The sequence below is a fragment of the Streptomyces sp. NPDC104581 genome, assembly GCF_055583685.1.
The window spans coordinates 171586-192677 of the sequence record NZ_JBVJNN010000004.1; the positions used below are offsets into that span (position 1 = coordinate 171586).

The 21092-nt window shown below is 71.8% G+C and carries 19 protein-coding genes; 6 read left to right on the forward strand and 13 right to left on the reverse strand.

Features of this window, described 5'->3' with window-relative positions:
• Positions 1-567 precede the first annotated feature (567 nt).
• A complete protein-coding gene (locus ACZ61E_RS05610; RefSeq protein WP_469697787.1) occupies positions 568-1929 on the reverse strand; it encodes a geranylgeranyl reductase family protein in 1362 nt (453 codons plus the stop codon).
• A 148-nt stretch (positions 1930-2077) separates the two neighbouring features.
• Here ACZ61E_RS05610 and ACZ61E_RS05615 point away from each other — a divergent pair, with 148 nt between their 5' ends.
• On the forward strand, positions 2078-3442 hold the full coding sequence (locus ACZ61E_RS05615) for a M20/M25/M40 family metallo-hydrolase (protein WP_469697788.1): 1365 nt from the start codon (positions 2078-2080) through the stop codon (positions 3440-3442).
• A 148-nt stretch (positions 3443-3590) separates the two neighbouring features.
• A complete protein-coding gene (locus tag ACZ61E_RS05620; RefSeq protein WP_469697789.1) occupies positions 3591-4334 on the forward strand; it encodes an MBL fold metallo-hydrolase in 744 nt (247 codons plus the stop codon).
• Here ACZ61E_RS05620 and ACZ61E_RS05625 read toward each other — a convergent pair.
• Positions 4275-5321: an NUDIX hydrolase gene (locus tag ACZ61E_RS05625; RefSeq protein WP_469697791.1), complete on the reverse strand. Its 1047-nt coding sequence runs from the start codon at positions 5319-5321 to the stop codon at positions 4275-4277. The genes ACZ61E_RS05620 and ACZ61E_RS05625 overlap by 60 nt on opposite strands.
• Before the next feature lie 690 nt (positions 5322-6011).
• Positions 6012-6959, reverse strand: coding sequence for a lytic polysaccharide monooxygenase auxiliary activity family 9 protein (locus ACZ61E_RS05630; RefSeq protein WP_469697793.1), 948 nt, complete (start codon positions 6957-6959; stop codon positions 6012-6014).
• Positions 6960-7532: 573 nt separating this feature from the next.
• Here ACZ61E_RS05630 and ACZ61E_RS05635 point away from each other — a divergent pair.
• The gene (locus ACZ61E_RS05635; protein WP_469697795.1) at positions 7533-7700 is read left to right on the forward strand and encodes a hypothetical protein; all 168 of its coding nucleotides are present in this window, start codon (positions 7533-7535) and stop codon (positions 7698-7700) included.
• A 64-nt stretch (positions 7701-7764) separates the two neighbouring features.
• Here ACZ61E_RS05635 and ACZ61E_RS05640 read toward each other — a convergent pair whose 3' ends face one another.
• Entirely contained in the window at positions 7765-8748 is a 984-nt protein-coding gene (locus tag ACZ61E_RS05640; RefSeq protein WP_469697797.1) for an ROK family protein, read from the reverse strand.
• A 173-nt stretch (positions 8749-8921) separates the two neighbouring features.
• On the opposite strand from ACZ61E_RS05640, the gene ACZ61E_RS05645 reads away from it, so the two are divergent.
• Positions 8922-9965, forward strand: coding sequence for a LacI family DNA-binding transcriptional regulator (locus tag ACZ61E_RS05645; RefSeq protein ID WP_469697799.1), 1044 nt, complete (start codon positions 8922-8924; stop codon positions 9963-9965).
• Positions 9966-10166: 201 nt separating this feature from the next.
• Here ACZ61E_RS05645 and ACZ61E_RS05650 read toward each other — a convergent pair whose 3' ends face one another.
• The 4 genes from ACZ61E_RS05650 to ACZ61E_RS05665 all read right to left on the reverse strand — a co-directional run bounded on the left by ACZ61E_RS05650 (position 10167) and on the right by ACZ61E_RS05665 (position 14043).
• Positions 10167-11471, reverse strand: coding sequence for a DUF6986 family protein (locus ACZ61E_RS05650; protein ID WP_469697801.1), 1305 nt, complete (start codon positions 11469-11471; stop codon positions 10167-10169).
• Between the two features lie 181 nt (positions 11472-11652).
• Entirely contained in the window at positions 11653-12615 is a 963-nt protein-coding gene (locus ACZ61E_RS05655; protein ID WP_469697803.1) for an electron transfer flavoprotein subunit alpha/FixB family protein, read from the reverse strand.
• Positions 12616-12705: 90 nt separating this feature from the next.
• Complete coding sequence (locus ACZ61E_RS05660; protein ID WP_469697805.1) at positions 12706-13497, reverse strand: electron transfer flavoprotein subunit beta/FixA family protein; 792 nt, start codon at positions 13495-13497, stop codon at positions 12706-12708.
• 198 nt (positions 13498-13695) lie between these two features.
• Positions 13696-14043: a TlpA family protein disulfide reductase gene (locus ACZ61E_RS05665; RefSeq protein ID WP_469697807.1), complete on the reverse strand. Its 348-nt coding sequence runs from the start codon at positions 14041-14043 to the stop codon at positions 13696-13698.
• 409 nt (positions 14044-14452) lie between these two features.
• Between ACZ61E_RS05665 and ACZ61E_RS05670 the strand changes: the two genes are divergently transcribed.
• Positions 14453-15175, forward strand: coding sequence for a lysophospholipid acyltransferase family protein (locus ACZ61E_RS05670; RefSeq protein WP_469697809.1), 723 nt, complete (start codon positions 14453-14455; stop codon positions 15173-15175).
• A gap of 60 nt (positions 15176-15235) precedes the next feature.
• Here ACZ61E_RS05670 and ACZ61E_RS05675 read toward each other — a convergent pair whose 3' ends face one another.
• From ACZ61E_RS05675 to ACZ61E_RS05690, 4 genes are all read right to left on the reverse strand, one after another.
• On the reverse strand, positions 15236-15928 hold the full coding sequence (locus ACZ61E_RS05675) for a B3/B4 domain-containing protein (RefSeq protein ID WP_469697810.1): 693 nt from the start codon (positions 15926-15928) through the stop codon (positions 15236-15238).
• A gap of 97 nt (positions 15929-16025) precedes the next feature.
• Positions 16026-17096, reverse strand: coding sequence for a threonine aldolase family protein (locus ACZ61E_RS05680; RefSeq protein ID WP_469697975.1), 1071 nt, complete (start codon positions 17094-17096; stop codon positions 16026-16028).
• Positions 17093-17857 carry an SDR family NAD(P)-dependent oxidoreductase gene (locus tag ACZ61E_RS05685; protein ID WP_469697977.1) on the reverse strand — a complete coding sequence of 255 codons (765 nt, stop codon included), beginning with the start codon at positions 17855-17857 and terminating at the stop codon, positions 17093-17095. The genes ACZ61E_RS05680 and ACZ61E_RS05685 overlap by 4 nt, the downstream gene beginning before the upstream one ends.
• An 85-nt stretch (positions 17858-17942) precedes the next feature.
• A complete protein-coding gene (locus ACZ61E_RS05690; protein ID WP_469697812.1) occupies positions 17943-19343 on the reverse strand; it encodes a DUF6421 family protein in 1401 nt (466 codons plus the stop codon).
• Between the two features lie 261 nt (positions 19344-19604).
• On the opposite strand from ACZ61E_RS05690, the gene ACZ61E_RS05695 reads away from it, so the two are divergent.
• Positions 19605-20288 carry a glycerophosphodiester phosphodiesterase gene (locus tag ACZ61E_RS05695; protein WP_469697813.1) on the forward strand — a complete coding sequence of 228 codons (684 nt, stop codon included), beginning with the start codon at positions 19605-19607 and terminating at the stop codon, positions 20286-20288.
• 68 nt (positions 20289-20356) lie between these two features.
• On the opposite strand, the gene ACZ61E_RS05700 is transcribed toward ACZ61E_RS05695, so the two are convergent.
• Positions 20357-20914 carry a GNAT family N-acetyltransferase gene (locus tag ACZ61E_RS05700; protein ID WP_469697815.1) on the reverse strand — a complete coding sequence of 186 codons (558 nt, stop codon included), beginning with the start codon at positions 20912-20914 and terminating at the stop codon, positions 20357-20359.
• Between the last annotated feature and the right edge of the window lie 178 nt (positions 20915-21092).

Here is a 21092-nt window from a genome sequence, read left to right on the forward strand (position 1 = left end):
GTGGTTTTCCTTGGTTTTCGTTGGGGTTTTGGGGGGGGGGGGGGGGGTGGGGGGGGTGGGGGGGGGGGGGGGGGGGGGGGAAAGAGGGGGGGGGGGGGAGGGGGGACCCCTCCCCCCCCCCCTCCACCGCCAACGCAGGGGGCACCTCCCGTGCCCCCTCCGGGGGCTACGGGGGAGAGCGTGCGCACCGGGGCACGCGAGCCCGGCAAGATCCGAACGACAGACCCCTAGTCCCGCCTGGCAGGCGGGGACCGGCACGGCACCTCGCGTCGTTGTCGGAGTCGTGCGAGTACGTCCCGTACGAGGGCGGTCCTCCGCCTCGCGACGCACCGCACCAACCGCCGCCTGCCCCACCCTGCGGACACGCCCCAGGGCCTGTCGTCGAGCTGGCGCCTGGCTCACGGCGCCCGGCACGCGCCCTCGCCGCGTTGCCGGAAGCCGCCCGAATATGCCAGGTACCGGTACGAGGGCGGTCCTCCGCCTCGCGACGCACCGCACCAGCCGCCGTGAGCCCCGCCCCGCGGGCGGACGACGCCAGTGCGAGGACAGGACCTGGAGGAGTCGCGGCTACGGGGCGACCGCGCCGTCCTTCTGGTCCTTGTCCCGCTCCCCGTCGTCCCGCGCCGGCTCCCGGCCGCCCTTCTCCGTGCTCCGCGCGGCGCCCGCCTGCTGCCGGTCGAGCACGTCCAGCGCGCGGCGGGCCAGCGGATGGGTCCGTACGAGACCGCCCAGGGACGTCACCCCGCGGGTGATGTCGCAGAACGCCTTCCAGGCGGGCCGGAAACCGGTGATCACCGCGTGCAGCAGACCGGGCCTGCGTTCGAAGACGGAGAGCATCCGCCGTCCGACGCTCATCTCCACACCGAGCCCGGCCTTGATGGCGAAGGTGTAGTTCAGGGCCTGGCGGCGGGCGTCCACCGCGTCGTGCGCCTCCGCGATCCGTACCGCCCACTCCCCCGCCAGCCGGCCCGAGCGCAGCGCGAAGGAGATCCCTTCCCTGGTCCACGGCTCCAGCAGGCCCGCGGCGTCGCCGCAGACCAGCACCCGGCCGCGGGAGAGCGGCGAGTCGTCGCTGCGGCAGCGGGTCAGATGGCCCGACGAGACCGCGGGCTCGAACCCGGCGAGCCCCTGCTTGGCGACGAAGTCCTCCAGATAGCGCTTGGTCGCCGCGCCCTCACCGCGCGCCGAGATGACACCGACGGTGAGCGTGTCGCCCTTGGGGAACACCCAGCCGTAACTGCCCGGCAGCGGGCCCCAGTCGATGAGCACCCGGCCGGACCAGTCCTCGGCGACCGTGGGGGGCACCGGGATCTCCAGCTCCAGGCCGAGGTCGACCTGGTCGAGCTTCACCCCGACATGGGCGCCTATCCGGCCGGCACTGCCGTCGGCGCCGACGACGGCGCGCGCCAGGATCGTCTCGCCGTCGGCCAGGACCACGGCGACCGTACGGCGGTCGGGGACGGCCGGGCCGTGCTGCTGGACCCGAGAGACCGAGGCGCCCGTGCGGAGCACGGCGCCCGCCTTCTGGGCGTGCTCCACCAGGCTCTCGTCGAACTCGGGCCTGTTGATGAGCCCGAAGAGCATGCGCCGGGAGCGGCGGGTGCGCGCCAGCCGGCCGTTCATCGAGAACGTGACCGCGTGCACCCGGTCGCGCAGGGGCAGTTCGAAGCCGGGTGGCAGGGCGTCGCGCGAGGGGCCGATGATGCCACCGCCGCAGGTCTTGTAGCGGGGCAACTCCGCCTTCTCCAGCAGCAGTACCCGACGGCCTGCGACGGCCGCCGCGTAGGCCGCGGACGCTCCCGCCGGACCCGCGCCGACCACGACGACATCCCACACCGACGGGTCGTGCCCACCCTCGGGCACCGCCTCGGGACCGGTCCCGGGCTCGCTTCCAGGTTGACTTCCGGCGTCTGCGTTCTCGCTGCTCACGATGTGCTTCTGCTCCTGATCCGACCGGTGGCCCTTGCTGTCGCACGGCATCCTACGGCGCCTGCGGGCCCGGTCCGTTGTGGCAGGATCGGGCTGTTCCTCGACGCACACACAAACACACAACGTCGTACCCGCCTGGAGCGTGCCCATGTCCGTCAGTCCGATCGCCGAAACCGTCACTTCGCTGATGCCGCGCGCACGGGCGGAACTCGCGGAGCTGGTGGCCTTCCGGTCGGTGGCGGATCCCGCGCAGTACCCGCGTGAGGAGTGCGAGGCCGCCGCGGCGTGGGTGGCGGACGCGCTGCGCGCCGAGGGCTTCGAGGACGTGGCGGCGCTGGACACCCCGGACGGCAGCCAGTCCGTGTACGGCTTCCTGCCCGGCCCCGAGGGGGCCCCGACCGTGCTGCTGTACGCCCACTACGACGTCCAGCCGCCGCTCGACGAGAGCGCGTGGGTCACACCGCCGTTCGAGCTGACGGAGCGCGACGGCCGCTGGTACGGCCGCGGGGCGGCCGACTGCAAGGGCGGCTTTGTGATGCATCTGCTCGCGCTGCGCGCCCTGAAGGCCGCAGGCGGCGTGCCCGTCGCCGTCAAGATGATCGTGGAGGGTTCGGAGGAACAGGGCACGGGCGGTCTGGAGCGGTACGCCGAGGAACACCCGGAGTTGCTCGCCGCCGACACGATCGTCATCGGTGACACCGGCAACTTCCGGGTCGGGCTGCCGACGGTCACGGCGACGCTGCGCGGCATGACGATGCTGCGGGTCCAGGTCGACACCCTCGAAGGCAACCTGCATTCGGGCCAGTTCGGCGGCGCCGCGCCGGACGCCCTCGCCGCGCTCATCCAGCTCCTGGCCTCCCTGCGGGCCGAGGACGGTTCGACGACCGTGGACGGCCTGGCCTCCGACGCCGACTGGGACGGACTCGACTACCCCGAGGCGGACTTCCGCAGGGACGCCAAGGTGTTGGACGGTGTCGGGCTGATCGGCCGGGGCACGGTGGCCGACCGGGTCTGGGCGAGGCCCGCGGTCACCGTCATCGGCATCGACTGCCCGCCGGTCGTCGGCGCGACGCCGTCGGTGCAGGCGAGCGCCCGCGCGCAGATCAGTCTCCGGGTGCCGCCGGGGCAGGACGCCACCGAGGCGACGAAGCTGCTCACCGCGCACCTGGAGGCGCACACACCGTGGGGGGCGCGGGTCGCGGTCGAACAGGTCGGGCAGGGCCAGCCGTTCCGCGCGGACACCTCCAGCCCCGCGTACACCTCGATGGCCGAGGCGATGCGCGTGGCCTATCCGGGCGAGGAGATGCAGAGCGCCGGCATGGGCGGCTCCATCCCGCTCTGCAACACGCTGGCGGCGCTGTACCCCACGGCGGAGATCCTGCTGATCGGGCTGAGCGAGCCGGAGGCGCAGATCCACGCGGTCAACGAGAGTGTGTCACCGCAGGAGTTGGAGCGGCTGTCGGTGGCCGAGGCGCACTTCCTGGTCAACTACGCGCGGTCGAAGCGGGGTTAGCCGCCGTCCGGTGGTCCGCCGGGGGCCCCTGACGTGGACCTTCGCGAAACGGTTCATCCGCGGGGCCCCCGGGTCGTTCTGCGGACAGCGGAAAACGCCGTGAGCGAAGTGCCGCACACGCCCCTTCCCCACTGCATACATTCGACACATGGATCTCGTTGCGATCAGTCCACGGCTGCATATGCTCCGTTTCCCCATCGGTCAGGCGTACTTGTGGCAGGACGAGAACGAGCTGACTCTCGTCGACTCCGGTCATGTCTACGCGGGGCCGGACATCGAGTACGCCATCCGCGACCTCGGTCTCACCCCCGGGAGTCTGCGCCGCATCGTCCTCACCCACTGCCACCGCGACCATGTGGGCGCGGCGCAGGAGCTGGCGGGGCGGTACGGCGCCGAGATCATGGCGCACCGGCTGGAGGCGCCCGTCATCCGCGGTGAGTGGCCCGTGCCCGACCCGCTGCTCCTCGACTGGGAGATCCCGCTGTACGAGCACGGGCTGACCGTGCCGCCCGCGCCGCCCACCCGGGTGGACCGCGAGCTGGAGGACGGCGACGAGCTGCCGTTCGGCGACGGCGCCCGGGTGGTGCACGTACCGGGGCACACGTACGGCTCCATCGCCGTCCATCTGCCGTACCACGGCGTGCTGTTCACGGGTGACGCCGTGGCGGCCGACGAACGCCGGGTGATGCTCGGCGTGTTCAACGTCAACCGCGAGAGCGCCAAGCGGTCCATGATCCGGCTGGCCGCCCTCGGTCCGTCGACGGTCTGTTTCGGCCACGGCGATCCGCTGGTCACCGACGCCACCACGGACGCGGCGTCCGTGCTGCGCGTGTCAGCCGACCGGGACACCGGCCTCCAGATTGAGTACGGTCCGCCGCTCCCGGGCGCGTAGGGCCCAGCGCAGCCGTTCGTAGCGGGCGGGCGGCAGCAGCGTCACCGCCTCGTCCTCGGTGACGAAACGCCAGCCGCGCAGCTCCGATCCCGGCAGCAGCAGCCGCCCGGCGTCGTGGTCGGGCAGCCGGCCGCCGTCGAAGAGCAGCCGCAGTCCGCCGAAGCCGGGCGGTCTCGGCGGTTCCCAGTCGACGACCAGGAGTCTCGGCACCTGGCCGAGTTCGATCCCGATCTCCTCGGTGACCTCGCGCATCCCGGCACGGGCGGGCGCCTCGCCGCGCTCGACCACACCGCCGGGGAACTCCCAGCCGGGCTTGTAGGTGGGATCGACGAGCAGTACCCGGTCCCGCTCGTCGAAGAGGAGCACCCCCGCCGCGACGGTCTCCGCCGTCGGCTCGGGTGTCTGCACGATCTCGCAGAGCCCCGCCGAGCCCGCGTTGACGGCGTCGGCGACGATCGCCGCGCTCTGCGCCGGTGTGAGCCCTCCGGTGTCGACGACCAGCGCGTCGGCCGTGAGCCAGCCGAGCGCGGCGCCGTACGGCTCGATGTGCTCGTACGCCCACTGCCGGGCGCGCTCGGTCCGCTCCGGGTCGTCGGCGGCGTCAGGGCCGCACGCCCGGCCCGCTATTCGCCTGCGCAAAATCGTTTCGTCCAGCGCCAGCAGCACATGCCTCACGGGAATGCGCCGGGACGCCAGAGCGCCGAAGATCTCGTCCCGGTACTCCTGTCTGAGCAGAGTCATCGGCACGACGAGCACTCCGCCCGCGTCGTCGAGCAGCGCGGCGGCCGTGTCCACGACCAGCCGGCGCCAGACGGGCAGGTCCTGGTAGTCGCTCACCTCGGCGAGCCTCTTCTGCGGGAGCAGCTCCCGCAGCCCGGCACCGATCACTCCGGGGTCGTACAGGGTGCTGTTCGGGATCATGTCGATCAGCTCGCGCGCCGTACTGGTCTTACCCGCTCCGAACGCACCGTTGAGCCAGACGATCATTCATACTCCAAGACCGGAAGGCCGCTGAACAGCGGCGGAGAGGACCTCGCAGGATCGTCTGGGAGAGGCATGGGACATGGAGGCGTCCACAGCCCGGCTCCCACCACCTCCTTCTCCCACACTCCCTGGAGATACCCAACGATCCGCTCTTCCATTGCGATCGTCACTTCGCTGTAGGTGCCCTTGATGCCGGGCAGCTCGTGCCCCATCAGGGACTCAACCGCCACACGCGCGATGTCGCCCGTTCCTCATTCGGGTACGTCCTGAGTAGATCCTGCTGGGACTTCACCGATGACGGAGCCACGCGCATCGGACTGGTCATCAAACACCCGAGGACCGAGGCGAACAACGCGGTGGACGCTCCGGCGGCTCGCCAGCGGATCGGTTCGTGCCGCAGCAGGCCCGCAGCGATGGACTTCCCGCCGTCCGGGACGCGGACCCCGCGGTGGGCGCGCGAGTTGATCGACGGGCCGGCGGAGAAGGGGCGCGGACCGGAGACCCGCTGCGAACGGTTCGCGAAAGACGTGCTGAATCCGGTCCCGAAAAGGGCGCGCCGTCAGCGCCGAAGGGGACTCCGGCCCCGCGTCCTGGATGCCGCTCGGCAGAGAGATGATGCTGCGGCGGTGCGGTGCGACGTGAACGACGTTGACGGTGCGAGGACCCCGGCGGCGGCGCCGGGGTCCTCGGTCGTCAGCCCTGCCGTTTGGCCCGGCGGCCCCGGTTGAAGACCATCGCGCCACTGGCGAAGACGACTGCCCCCAGACCCGCCGCTACCGCGGGCACGGCGACGGCCGATTCGTCGCTGGAGGCTGCCAGCTCCTCACCGGCCACGGCGTGTTCGTTGTGTCCGGCGGCGTGGACCGGGTCGGCCTTGGTGTTCTCGACGTCCGCCCCGAGCGCCTCGACCTCGGCGGCCCACCGCTCGCCGCCCGCGAGACCGGTGACCTCACCGCTGCCGCCGTCGAAGACGACATCGGAGCAGGAGAAGAAGTTCTCCTGGCTGTCGGAGCGGATCCACTGGACGAAGAGCATGTGCTGACCGCTCCGTTGCGGTAACTGGAGGTTCCAGTAGTAGTGGCCCGCGTCGGTGCCCACGCCACCGTTCTGCGGCGGGTTGGTCACCGTCTGGAGGTGCTCCAGGTCGCCCCACGCGAGGGCCTTGGCCGGGCTCCACCCGCTCTTGGTCAGGTACACCTCGAACTTGCCCGGATGGGCGGCCCAGTTGCTGTACTTGAGCTGGATGTTCGCACCCGAGGTCAGGTGCGTCTTCGGCCAGTCGGTGCGGACCGCGTTGTACGCGGAGAAGTTGTACGGGCTGCGGTCGCCCGCACTGCACAGCTTCCCGTCAGGGACGTAACCCGCGCCCCGGCCACCGGCGTTGGAGTCCAGAACGGCAAACCAGTTGTACAGCGGGGTGGTACCCGTCTGCCGGACCGCGTCGGCGCAGGCGGGGTTGGAGGGCATCTGGGTCGAGCCGTTCTGGAGCAGGTCCTTGTAGCACAGGTTGGTCCGCGAGCCGGGCATGATGCTGACGCCGTGCGCCGATGCCGGGGACGGCACGGACAGCACCGCGGCGAAAACGCCCGCGGCCCCGGCTAGGGCCAGCGTGCGCCGGGCACGGACCGAGTTGATGGCCATGAGTTGGTCTCCTTCGTGAAGGTCTCCGCCGAGCACCGACCGATCAGCCGGGACCTGTCACGGGCGTCGCCCCATGCTGCGGGAGCCGACCGTTGGTTCGGGCCCGGCGATGACATGTCAGAGGCTCTGGCGTGGATGGTGGGGGGTTGACGGGAGATGGGAGCGCTCCCATCCGCAACGTAGCGCGTGGGGGTGGAGTAGTAAATGGGCTCGCGGCGCCCAAGTGTTGACAGGTCTTGGTCAAGACTTGCCGCTGGGAGCGCTCCCAGCATGACAACCGGCGGGATCACGTGTGAACGGATACCCGCCGTTACCGACCTGACGACCGTTCAGGCCGACGCCCCCGGGATCGCACAACGCGGCCGTGACCACCGGGCCGTCGAGAACAAGATCCACTGAACACGTGGCCGATTCCGGCTGCCCCGTCGTCAACTCGCCGTTGCCGGTCCATGGCCTGATCGCCACCTCTTACGGAGGCGGCCGGGCGCCCTGGTTCACGGAGCGTTTTCAGCCGGGGCCGTAACACACACGCACGGAAGGTCGTTGGAGTCGGATGTGACAAGGGGGTATGCGATGCACCGCGTCGTACTGGAGACGTTCCCCGCCGGGGACCCGAGAGGAAGCCGGCCCGCCGAGGAGTTCGCGCGGGCGCGGCGGGACGAGGGCACGCCCGCGGAGGTGGTGATGGACCTGGAGTCGGACGTATTCCTCGTCGTGGTGGTGCCGCAGCAGCCCAGGTGACCCGCCGGACGCGCGCGACGTCGCACGAGCGAAGCGAGCCCCGGCGGGGTGCTGTGACGAACCGTCACAAGGACGTCGGAGCGCTCATGGCCGTGTCCGTCACCCTCGGCGCGGCGGGCCGGCGGCCCAGCGCGGCGGCCGCCGCGGCGCCCACCAGCCCCGCGTTCGTCCCGGTCGACGCCGGGGCCACGGTGAGGTTCTGGACGAACGACAGCGTGGCGTAATCCCGCAACGCCCGGCGCAGCGGCAGGAAGAGCACGTCGCCCGCGTTCGCCACTCCCCCGCCGACGACCGCGATGCCGATCTCCACGAGGGTCGCCGTCGCGGCGATCCCCGCGGCGAGCGCCTGCGCGGCACGCTCGAACGAGGCGATCGCGACCGCGTCGCCGGCGCGGGCCGCCGCCGCGACCGCCGCCGCCGAGGTGTCACCGTCCGGACCGGGCCGCCAGCCGCCCTCCAGCGCGCGCCGGGCGATGTTGGGGCCGCTGGCGATGCGCTCGACGCAGCCGCGTCCGCCGCACGGGCAGAGGTCACCGTCGAGGTCGACGCTGATGTGGCCGATATGGCCGGAGTTGCCCGAGGGGCCGGGGTGGAGCTTGCCACCGAGCACCAGGCCGCCGCCGACGCCGGTGGAGACCACCATGCACAGGGCGTTGTCGTGGCCGCGGGCCGCGCCCTGCCAGTGCTCGGCGGCCGTGACGGCGACACCGTCGCCGACGAGCGTCACCGGCAGACCGCCGGTGGCCCGCCGGACCCGCTCCACCAGCGGGAAGCCGCGCCAGCCGGGGACGTTCACCGGGCTGACGGTGCCGGCCGCCGCGTCCACGGGACCCGCGCTGCCGATACCGAGGGCCGTCGCGCGCGTCCACAGCGGCGAGGCACCGACCTCCGCCAGCACCTCCGTGACCGCGCGCATCACCGACTCGCCGTCCTCGGTCGCCGGGGTCGGCCGGCGGGCCTGTACGAGGATCCTCCCGTCGCCGTCCACCAACGCCCCGGCGATCTTGGTACCGCCGATGTCGAGAGCGGCTACGAGGTCGGTATGCATCAGTGTCGGATCTCCAGTGGACGAGTGTTCCCCCGCGGGCGGGGGTGGTGTGGACGCGCGTGGGACCTGCGGGTTCGTGGAACAGTCTCCATTCACCTGACAACGTTGTCCAGGGCCTATGCTCAACGCCACAAGCCTTGTGGACAACCCGAACGACGACAGGACAGCGCACCGTGGCCGACACCGCCCGTCACTCCGAGCCCCGCTACGGTAATCGGCCCACGATGAAAGACGTGGCAGCCCGTGCCGGTGTCGGCCTCAAGACGGTGTCCCGCGTGGTCAACGCGGAGCCGGGCGTGACCCCCGACACCGAGCGCCGCGTCCAGGAGGCCATCGACGCGCTGGGCTTCCGCCGCAACGACTCGGCGCGGGTGCTGCGCAAGGGCCGCACCGCCAGCATCGGACTGGTGCTCGAAGATCTCGCCGACCCGTTCTACGGCCCGCTGAACCGTGCGATCGAGGAGGTCGCGCGCGCCCACGGCGCGCTGCTGATCAACGGATCGAGCGCCGAGGACCCGGACCGCGAGCAGGAACTGGTGCTCGCCCTGTGCGCGCGCCGCGTGGACGGGCTGATCATCATTCCCGCCGGACACGACCACCGCTATCTGGAGCCGGAGATCAAGGCCGGTGTCGCGACGGTCTTCGTGGACCGTCCGGCAGGCCGGATCGAGGCGGACGCCGTGCTCTCCGACAGCTTCGGCGGCGCGCGTTCGGGCACCGCCCATCTGGTCGCCCACGGCCACCGGCGGATCGGTTTCATCGGTGACCAGCCCCGGATCCACACGGCGGTCGAACGGCTGGGCGGTTACCGCGCGGCGATGGCCGAGGCCGGTCTGCCGGTGGACGAGTCGTGGGTGTCGCTGGGCACGACCGTTCCCGAGCGGGTCCACGAGGCGGTCGTCTCGATGCTCGCTGCCCCGGAGCCGGTGACGGCGATCCTCACCGGCAACAACCGTGTGACGGTGACGGTCGTCAGGGCGCTGGCCGCGCACGAGCGGCCCGTCGCGCTGGTCGGCTTCGACGACATCGAGCTGGCCGATCTGCTGGACCCCGGGGTCACGGTCATCGCGCAGGACGCGGCGACCCTGGGGCGCACGGCGGCCGAGCGGCTGTTCCGCAGGCTGGACGGGGCGGCCGAGTCGCCCGGCCAGGTGGTGGTGCCCACCAGGCTGATCGCCCGCGGATCGGGCGAACTCCCGCCGCCGGCCGGCCGGTAGGCCCGGCGGCCGGCCGCCGCCGGGTCCGGCAGATGGCGCGTCCGCCCGCAGGGCAGGCGCCGGCGGCGGCTGGTGCGGTGCCTCGCGAGGCGGAGGCCGGGCCGTACCGGGCGCACTCGGCCGTCCGGCGACGACGTGGCGAGGTGCCGCGCCGGACGCGGCGGGCCAGGCGCTGTTCGCCGGAGACAGCCCGGGCGGGTGCTACGGCGCCGAGACCGTCAGGTCCGCGCGGCGCGGGGCCGCGAAGCCCTCCAGCCCGGCGCGGGTGAGGCCGGTCAGCCGGGTGACCTCCACGCCGTCGAGGGCTCCGCAGTCCAGTCCGCGCAGCAGATAGCCGCTGAGCGCCTTCGCGGTGGCGGGCTCGTCCATCACGTCGCCGCCGGCCTTCGCGACGTAAGCGGCCAGTCGCGCGGCGGCCGGCTCCAGGCCCTCGCGGTAGAAGGCGTAGACGGCGGCGTAACGGGTGGGCAGATGGCCGGGGTGCATGTCCCAGCCCTGGTAGTAGGCGCGGGCCAGGGCGCGGCGGGTGAGCCCGTAGTGGAGCCGCCACGCCTCGTGGACCTGGCTGGTGGGGCCGACGGGCAGCACGTTGGTCGAGCCGTCGCAGACGCGTACTCCGGTGCCCGCGGCGGCGACCTGCATGACGGCCTTGGCGTGGTCGGCCGCCGGGTGGTCGCTCGACTGGTAGGCGGCGCTGACGCCGACGCAGGCGCTGTAGTCGAAGGTGCCGTAGTGCAGTCCGGTGGCACGGCCGTCCGCCGCGCCGATCATGCGGGCCACGGTGGCGGTGCCGTCGGCGGCGAGGATGGACTGGCTGGTCTCGATCTGGATCTCGAAGCCGATCCGGCCGTGCGCGAGCCCCCGCGCCTTCTCGAACTCCTCCAGGAGCCGCACCATCGCGGTGACCTGTTCGGGATAGGTGACCTTGGGCAGGGTGAGGACGAGCCCGCCGGGCAGTCCGCCGGCCTCCATCAGCCCGCTGAGGAAGATGTCGAGGGTACGGATGGCCCGGTCCCGTACGGCCGCCTCCAGGCACTTCATCCGGATGCCCGTGTAGGGGGCGGCGGTGCCGTCCGCGTACGCCGCGTGGACGAGGCGCGCGGCGCGGGCGGCGGCGGCGTCCTCCTCCTCGTCGGAGCGCGGACCGTAGCCGTCCTCGAAGTCGATCCGCAGGTCTTCGACGGGCTCGCGCTCCAGCTTGGCCCGCACCCGGTCGTGGACGGGCTCCGCCAGTTCGTCCGGGATGCCGAGGACGCGCGCCAGGGAGCGGGCGTCGGGGGCGTGTTCGTCGAGGGCGGCCAGCGCCCGGTCGCCCCAGGAGCGGACGGTGCCCGCGTCGAAGGCGTCGGCGGGGACGTAGACGGTGTGGACGGGCTGGCGGGTGCCGGGGTCTCCCGGGTAGCGGCGGGCGAGTTCGGCGTCGACCGGTGCGAGCGAGGCGCCGATGCTCGCGCCGACCGCGTCACCGAGGCTCGTCGCCACCTTCTCCTGCTGACCCTGGCCCATTCCCGTGCCTCCGTCTATGGTCTCGAATTTCCGCTATACGAAAAAGTCAATCCGCATGGTGAAGTTAATCGCCCGGTCCGGGCTGCGTCAATGGTCGCCCGGAGCGGGCGGTGACGCGAGTACGCAGCACAAAGGGGCCGCGCGGTGACGATCCACCGCGCGGCCCCCGGGATGTGCCGGCTCAGCCCTTGCGCGCCTTGATGGCCTCGGTGAGCTGGGGGACGACCTGGAAGAGGTCACCGACGACGCCGTAGTCGACGAGGTCGAAGATGGGCGCCTCGGCGTCCTTGTTGATCGCGACGATCGTCTTCGACGTCTGCATGCCCGCCCGGTGCTGGATCGCGCCCGAGATGCCGGAGGCGATGTAGAGCTGCGGGGAGACCGACTTGCCGGTCTGGCCGACCTGGTTGGAGTGCGGGTACCAGCCGGCGTCGACGGCGGCGCGCGAGGCGCCCACGGCAGCGCCGAGGGAGTCGGCGAGCGCCTCGATGATCGCGAAGTTCTCGGCGCCGTTGACGCCGCGCCCGCCGGAGACGACGATCGCGGCCTCGGTCAGCTCCGGGCGCCCCGTGGACTCGCGCGGGGTGCTGCCGACGACCTTGGTGCCGGTGGCCGACTCGCCGAAGGTGACGGCCAGCGCCTCGACGGTGCCCGCCGCGGCGGCCGGCTCGACGGGGGCCGCGTTGGGCTTCACCGTGATGACCGGAGTGCCCTTGGTGACACGGGAGTTGGTGGTGTAGGCGGCGGCGAACACGGACTGCGTGGCCACCGGACCCTGGTCACCGGCCTGGAGGTCGATCGCGTCGGTGATCAGCCCCGAGCCGATGCGCACGGCGAGGCGGGCGGCGATCTCCTTGCCCTCGGCGGAGGAGGGGACGAGTACGGCCGCCGGGGAGACGCTCTCGTACGCGGCCTGGAGCGCGTCGACCTTGGGGACGACGAGGTAGTCGGCGAACTCGGGGGCGTCGGCGGTCAGCACCTTCACCGCGCCGTGCTCCGCCAGCTTGGCGGCGGTGTCCGCGGCGCCCGCGCCGAGCGCGACGGCGACCGGGTCGCCGAGGCGGCGGGCCAGCGTCAGCAGTTCCAGGGTGGGCTTGCGGACGGCGCCGTCCACATGGTCGACATAGACGAGGACTTCAGCCATGGGTTCTGTTCTCCTGCGAATGCGTGTACGTGAGGGTTCCGGGACCGGCTACTGCGGCGGCACCGGGCATGGCCCGGGTACCGCGTTTCGTCAGATGAACTTCTGGCTCACGAGGAACTCGGCCAGCTCGTCGCCGCCCTTGCCCTCGTCGTTGACGATCGTGCCCGCCGTACGGGCGGGGCGCTCCGTGGCCGAGTCGACCGCCGTCCACGCGCCTTCGAGGCCGACGTCACCGGCCGCGATGTCCAGGTCCTCCAGGTCCAGGGACTCCACCGGCTTCTTCTTCGCCGCCATGATCCCCTTGAACGAGGGGTAGCGGGCCTCGCCCGACTGGTCCGTCACCGACACGACGGCCGGCAGGGAGGCTTCGAGCCGCACGGTCGCCGCGTCGCCGTCGCGGCGGCCCTTGACGGTGCCGCCGTCGACCGACACCTCGGACAGCAGCGTCACCTGGGGTACGCCCAGGCGCTCCGAGAGCATCGCGGGCAGGACGCCCATCGTGCCGTCGGTGGAGGCCATTCCGCAGATCACCAGGTCGTAGCCGGTCTTCTCGATCGCCTTCGCGAGGACCAGCGAGGTGCCGAGGGCGTCCGTGCCGTGCAGATCGTCGTCCTCGACGTGGACCGCCTTGTCCGCGCCCATCGACAGCGCCTTGCGCAGTGCGTCCTTGGCGTCCTCGGGGCCCACCGTCAGCACGGTGACCTCCGCGTCGTCACCGGTGTGGTCACCGGCGATCTGGAGCGCCTGCTCGACCGCGTACTCGTCCAGCTCGGACAGCAGACCGTCCACATCGTCACGGTCCAGCGTCAGGTCATCGGCGAAATGCCGGTCGCCCGTGGCGTCGGGCACGTACTTCACACAGACAACGATCCTCAAGCTCACGCCGGCTCTCCTACTGCATCGTCATTTCTGGGCTGCCTTGTTGCTCGCAGCATAGGCGCCTGATGGGAGGTTTTCCGGTCAGGTCGACCGGCGCACCGACCATAATATTACTCGCCAGTACATCCATCTGGTGCCCGCTGAGCAATCGCTTCGAACTGTGACGTTCCCAACGCACAACGACCCGCCGGCCGGGAACTCTCAGCCGCCGGGCGTCGCGCCCCGCACGGCCACGCCGAGCGCGGCGATCACATCGGCCCTGCGCGGCGCGCCCGCGGCCCGGCGGACGATCCGGCCGGCCGGGTCGAGCACGAGCACCGTCGGCGTCCTGAGAACACCCAACTCACGTACCAGCTCAAGCCGGTCCTCGGCGTCCAGCTCCACATGGACGACGCCGTCGACCATGCCGGTCACGTCGGCGAGCGTGCGCCGGGTCGCGCGGCAGGGCTGGCAGAACGCGCTGGAGAACTGGACGAGCGTGGCACGCTCCCCCAACTCCACACCCAACTCGGCGGCGCCGAGCCGCCTTTCGCCGTCACGCCCGCACACCCAGGAGCCTCCCGTCCGTACGGCGGTGCGACACGCCGGGAAGGCCCGCCGCCGCGAGCACCGCCACCCACACCACCGGAGCCACCGTCATCCCCGGTAAAGCCTCACACGGCCGCGGGATATTCCGCACTACGGCCGTCCCGAGCCGTGCCGGTGTCATGGACACAGCCGCCAGAGGTCCCGGTTCGGAGCGGGCCCCACCGGCGCCGTCCCTGCCGCCGCCGGGGCGTTGAGCTGCGGTCCGCGCCCCGATCAGCCGGGAATGACGTGATGAGAATCTCGCTCCGCGCCGTCGGCAGGACTGGCCACGGGCCCTCGTTTGGGGCACCATCTGCCCAATGCCGAAAACCTACGGCTGCGTAACTTCCGTCGGGAGAACCCTCCCCGGGAACAGAAGGGTCTCCTCCAGATGGCAGAGCTCGTCTACCGGCCGGTCGTCGGCGCCGCCCGCACGATGTTCAAGGCGCTGGACCTCAAGATCGAGACCCAGGGCTCCGAGAACATCCCGCGTACCGGCGGTGCCGTCCTCGTCAGCAACCACATCAGCTATCTGGACTTCGTCTTCACCGGACTCACCGCGCTCCCCCAGAAGCGCCTCGTCCGCTTCATGGCCAAGGACTCCGTCTTCCGCCACAAGGTCTCGGGGCCGCTGATGCGCGGCATGAAGCACATCCCGGTGGACCGGAAACAGGGCGAGAGCGCCTACGCGCACGCGCTCGAATCGCTGCGCTCCGGCGAGATCGTCGGCGTGTTCCCCGAGGCGACCATCTCGCAGTCGTTCACGCTCAAGTCCTTCAAGTCGGGCGCGGCGCGCCTGGCGCAGGAGGCCGGCGTGCCGCTGATCCCGATGGCGCTGTGGGGGACCCAGCGGATCTGGACCAAGGGACGCCCGCGCAACTTCCGGCGCAGCCACATCCCCGTGACGATGCGGGTCGGTGAGCCGCTGGACGCGCCCACCGACCAGTACGCGGGTGCGATCACCCGGCGGCTGCGCGAGCGGGTGCAGGAGCTGCTCGAAGCCGCCCAGCGCGCCTATCCGGTACGGCCCAGGGACGCGAGCGACACCTGGTGGGTGCCGGCGCACCTCGGCGGTACGGCGCCGACGGCCGCCGAGGTCCGCGAGGCCAACTGACCCGACCCGTGCGGCGACCGCACCGAAACGTCACTGCTGGGGCGGTCGCCGGACGGGGTGTCAGCCCGCGGGGTGGACGGTGATCCGCGCCCCGGGGCTCAACTTCTCCAGCGATTCGGCGAGTTCGGTGCCCGCCGCGTCGAGTTCCGCGCGGGTCATGGGGGCCAGGCTCTCCAGGAGGAAGACCGCGTTCACCGATTCCTCCGTGAGCCGGGTACGGACTCCCTGGCGCCAGTTCCACCGCCGGCAGGTGACGCCCTCGTCGTCGCGCCACACCACCTCGCCCGCGTCCGGGTGTTCGACGACGGGCTCGCCGCCGGCCGCCGTGTGGAACGGTTCGTCGCCGGTGGCCCGTACGAGCCGCATCGCGCCCACGACGCTGTCGATGTCCTCGCCGCCGACGGGGATCAGATGGGCCACGCTGATGGCGTTGTAGAGGTCGACGAGGAGATTGATCCGGGGCAGGCCGCCGTCCGCGAGCGCCCTCTTGGCCAGCGCCTCGGCGGAGTTGCGGGTACGGGACGGCTTGCTGCCGAACGCCGAGTACGCCGCGCGCCAGGCGGCCATGTGCGGGTCCTCGTGCGGGGCGCGCCCGTCGAGGCGCTCGGCGAGCCGGCGGGCCGCGTCGTCCAGCAGCGCCGAACTGGCCTCGTTGCTGGGGCCGTTCACCAGGCCGTGGGCCTCGACGGCGAGCGGGGTGAATCCGGGGACGAGGGTGTGCACCTCGTCCGACACGGTGAGAGTCAGGGTCATCGTCAGCCTTGCCTCGGGACATACGGAAGCGGTGCACCACGGCACACCATGAGGTCCACTGTAATGCACCGCACAGCCCGGGGTCCCCGGTCCGCGATTACCGGGCCATCTCTTCCTTGAGGGCCTGGACGAACGCGTCGACGTCCTCCTCGGTGGTGTCGAAGGCACACATCCAGCGCACGTCGCCGGCCGCCTCGTCCCAGAAGTAGAAGCGGAAGCGCCGCTGGAGACGCACGCCCACGTCGTGCGGCAGCCGGGCGAAGACGGCGTTGGCCTGGACGGGGTGCAGGATCTCGACCCCGTCGATCCCGCGCACCCCGTCGGCGAGCCGCTGCGCCATGGCGTTGCTGTGCCGGGCGTTGCGCAGCCAGAGATCGCCGGCCAGCAGCGCCTCCAACTGCACGGAGACGAACCGCATCTTGGAGCTGAGCTGCATCGACAGCTTGCGCAGCCGCTTCATCGCGCGTACCGCGTCCGGGTCGATGACGACGACGGCCTCGCCGAAGATCGCGCCGTTCTTCGTGCCGCCGTAACTGAGCACGTCCACACCGACGGTGTTGGTGAAGGTGCGCATCGGCACGTCGAGGGAGGCGGCGGCGTTGGATATCCGGGCCCCGTCGAGATGGACCTTCATGCCCAGCCCATGGGCGTGCTCGCACAGCGCGCGGATCTCGTCGGGTGTGTAGACCGTGCCCAGTTCGGTGTTCTGGGTGATCGACACGACCTGCGGCATCGCGCGGTGCTCGTCGTCGAAGCCCCATGCCTGCCGGTCGACCAGCTCCGGGGTGAGTTTGCCGTCCGGGGTCGGCACGGTGAGCAGTTTGAGCCCGCCGACCCGCTCGGGCGCACCGCCCTCGTCCACGTTGATGTGCGCGGACTCGGCGCAGATCACCGCGCCCCAGCGGTCGGTCATGGCCTGGAGCGCGACGACGTTCGCCCCGGTTCCGTTGAAGACGGGGAACGCCTTCGCGGTGGGGCCGAAGTGGCCGTGCATGACGCGCTGGAGATGGTCGGTGTAGTCGTCCTCGCCGTACGCGATCTGGTGACCGCCGTTGGCGACGGCGAGCGCGGCCAGCACCTCGGGGTGGGCGCCCGCGTAGTTGTCGCTGGCGAAGCCGCGCGTGCCGGGGTCGTGGTGCGCACGCGCGGCCGTCGTACGGGCCTTCATGACTCGGGGGTCAGCCACAGGCGGTTTCCGTTCACTTCACCGGCGGGCCGGTCCCAGATCCCGGCGATGGCGTCGGCCAGCTCTCCGGCGTCCGTGAAGCCCGCGAACTTCGCATTGGGGCGCTCGGCGCGCATCGCGTCGTGCACCAGTGCCTTGATGACCAGGATCGCAGCCGCCGCCCGCGGTCCCGCGTCGCCCCCGGCCTTGCGGAAGTCGTCCCCCAGCGCCAGCGTCCACGCCTCGGCCGCGGCCTTGGCGGCGGCGTAGGCGGCGTTGCCCGCCGTGGGTTTGCTCGCGCCGGCCGCGCTGACCAGTACGTAGCGCCCGCGGTCGCTGCGCAGCAGCCCGTCGTGGAAGGCGAGCGAGGTGTGCTGGACGGTGCGGATCAGCAGCTTCTCCAGCAGGTCCCAGTCGGCGAGATCGGTGTCGGCGAAGGTCTTGCCGCCGCGCCAGCCGCCGACGAGGTGGACCAGACCGTCGATCCGGCCCTTCCCGTGGTCCTGCTCGGCCCTGGCCGCCCAGGCGCGGGTGGCCGCCGCGTCGAGGAGGTCGACGGTGTCGCCGACGACCGTGGCGCCGGTGTGCGCGCGGCGGGCGGCGTCGACGGCCTCCGCGAGGCTCTCGGAGTCCGCGTCGGCGCCGAGGACGGTGGCGCCGGCTCCGGCGAGGCGCAGCAGCGTCGCGCGCCCGGCGGGCCCGCCCGCTCCGGCGACCGCCACGACGGCGCCGTCCAGCGCGCCCGTTCCGCCGCTTCCGCTCATGGTCGTCGTCTCCGTCATCCCGTTGTCCCCCGTGTGGGCGTTGTCGTCGTCGGCCGCGCTGTCGCGGCCCGGTCGGCCGGTGGGCTCACGCGGCTCGCCGCTGCCCGGCACCGGCCGCGGTGATCCCCTTGGTCGAGGCGATCACGTTCTTGAGCTTCTTGGCCAGTGCCTCGTAGAACATGCTGAGCGGAAACTCGTCAGGAAGCACGTCGTCCACCAGCTTGCGCGGGGGCAGATCCAGGTCGAGGGCGTCCGGGCCCTTGGCCCAGGTGGATCCGGGGTGCGGGGCCAGATAGGTGGAGACGAGGTCGTAGGCGGCGAACCAGTGGACCAGCTTCGGGCGGTCGATCCCGGCCCGGTAGAGGGTCTCGATCTCGTCCAGGAGCCCCTGGGTGACCTGCGGGGCCCTGTCCCAGTCGATGCGCAGGGTGTTGTCGGTCCAGCGCACCACGTCGTGCTTGTGGAGGTAGGAGAAGAGGAGCTGGCCGCCGAGGCCGTCGTAGTTGCGCTCGCGGGCGCCGGTGACGGGGAAGCGGAACATCCGGTCGAAGAGCACCGCGTACTGGACGTCGCGGCCCTGTGCGACACCGTCGGCGTGGAGCCGCACGGCCTCCCGGAAGGCGGTGAGGTCGCAGCGCAGCTCCTCCAGGCCGTACATCCAGAACGGCTGACGCTGCTTGATCATGAAGGGGTCGAACGGCAGGTCGCCGTGGCTGTGGGTGCGGTCGTGGATCATGTCCCAGAGCACGAACGCCTGCTGGCAGCGGTCCTGGTCGCCGATCATCTCGCGGATGTCGTCGGGGAGTTCCACTCCGAGGATGCCGACCGCGGCCTCGGTGACCCGGCGGAAGCGGGCCGCCTCGCGGTCGCAGAAGATGCCGCCCCAGCTGAACCGCTCGGGGGCCTGCCGGACGGCGATCGTCTCGGGGAAGAGGACCGCGGAGTTGGTGTCGTAGCCGGCGGTGAAGTCCTCGAAGGTGATGCCGCAGAAGAGGGGGTTGTCGTAGCGGGTGCGCTCCAGCTCGGAGAGCCACTCGGGCCAGACCATGCGCAGGACGACCGCTTCGAGGTTGCGGTCCGGGTTGCCGTTCTGGGTGTACATGGGGAAGACGACCAGGTGCTGGAGCCGGTCCACACGGTCGGCGGCCGGCTGGAAGGCCAGCAGCGAGTCCAGGAAGTCGGGTACGCCGAAGGCGCCGTCGGCCCATGCGCGGAGGTCGGTCACGAGCGCCCGGTGGTAGTCGGCGTCGTGCGGCAGCAGGGGGGCGAGCCGCTCGACGGCGGCGATCACGCGGTCGAGCGTGGCGTCGACGACGGCGCGGGCGGGCGCCTGTTCCGCGTCGAGGTCTATGGAGCCGTCCTTGGACTGCCAGGGGCGGATCTCCTCGACGGCGTTCTTGAGCTCGGTCCAGGCGGGGTGCTCGACCACTCGCTCGTCGTCGGCCGTATGCGGTGCGCTCCGGTCCTGCACAAGAATTTCCGTCATGTCACGTCCTCCACGGGAGAAGCAGGCGTTAAAGCACCGTATAGGTCTCTGATTCTCCCGTACAAGGGAGCGAGAGACAAATTATCCTGCCGCACCCTAGGTTTACGGGCGATTTTCCTGCCGTTGACGGTGTGGACGGCAGGCTCGGGCGCGCACGGCTCCGACCCGGGTCCGTCCGGCGCCCCGGCCGCTAGGCTGCCGCCGTGCCGCGTGGGGCACCAGCGCCGCGCGGGAGCCGCCGACGACGGAAGCGAGTCAGCCTTGACTTTCCTCACCATCGGTCATCGTGGAGTGATGGGTGTCGAACCGGAGAACACCCTGCGCTCCTTCCGGCACGCCGAACGAGCCGGCATGGACGCCATCGAGCTCGACCTTCATCTGAGCAAGGACGGCGCACTCGTCGTCATGCACGACGCCGAACTGGACCGCACGACCGACGGGACGGGGCCGATCGCCGACCGGACCCTCGCCGAGCTGCGGGAGCTCGACGCGGGACGGGGCGAGCGAGTGCCGGTCTTCGAGGAGGTCCTGGACGCGGTGGGATCACCGCTCCAGGCGGAGATCAAGGATGTGGCGGCGGCCCGCGCGCTGGCCGAGGTGATGCACCGGCGCAAGCTGGTGGGGCGGGTGGAGGTGTCCTCGTTCCACGACGAGGCCGTCGCCGAGATCTCCGCCCTGGTGCCGGGTGTACGGACGGTGCTGATCGCCAGCCGCTGGGACACCGACGTGGTCGACCGGGCGGTCGCGGTGGGCGCGGACTCGCTGGCTCTGAACATCCGGCGGCTGACGCTGGAGGTCGTCGAGCGCGCGCACGCGGCGGAGCTGGGGGTCATCGGTTGGGTGGTGAACACACCGGAGCAGTTGCGGCTCGTCAGGGCGTTCGGCCTGGACGGGGCGACCACCGACTTCCCGGAGATCCGGCGCACCGGCCGGTTCACTGCCTGACGGTCCCGCGCGGCGGCCGGGGCGGCGCGTCCCGTGCCGGAGATGGCCGCCTCACCGGGCGCCGTCGGTCAGATGTCGTCGTCCAGCGCCTTGACCAGCAGCTCGAACGCGAGGTCGGGACGCCGCGGTACGCCGAACCGCTCGTCGCCGTACGGGAAGGGGGTCAGCACTCCCGTACGGCGGTAGCCGCGGCGCTCGTACCAGGCGATCAGGTCCTCGCGCTGGACTATCACGGTCATGTGCATCTCGCCGACGCCCCACTCCGCCCCGGCGCGGCGCTCCGCCTCGGCCATGACGCGCTTGCCCAGACCCCCGCGCTGGCCGTCCGGGTGGACGGCGAACATGCCGAAGTACGCGGCGGGGCCGCGGTGCTCCAGCTGGCAGCAGGCGACCAGCGCCCCGTCCGCCTCGGCCATCAGCAGCCGGCTGCCGGGCGCCTCGATCACTTCGAGGACACCGCGCTCGTCGGTGCGCTGGCCCCCCAGCAGGTCGGCCTCCGAGGTCCAGGACGCGCGGGCGCCCTTGGAGCGGTAGGCGGCCTCTATGAGTGCGACGAGCGGCTCGACGTCCTCCGCCGTGGCGTCCCGGAAGGTGAGGCGGGCGGGAGCGTGTGGTGCGGTGTTCATGGTGCGCGTTCTCCGAATCTCAGCCGCGGGGGGCGGCGCGCCCGAGCCTAACCCCACTTCACACGGGCAGGTCAGGGGGTGGGGGGGGGGGGGGGGGGGGGGGGGGGGGGGGGGGGGAGGGGGGCGGGGGGGGGGGGGAGGGGAGGGGGAGGGGGGGGACGGGGGGGGTGTTTGGTGC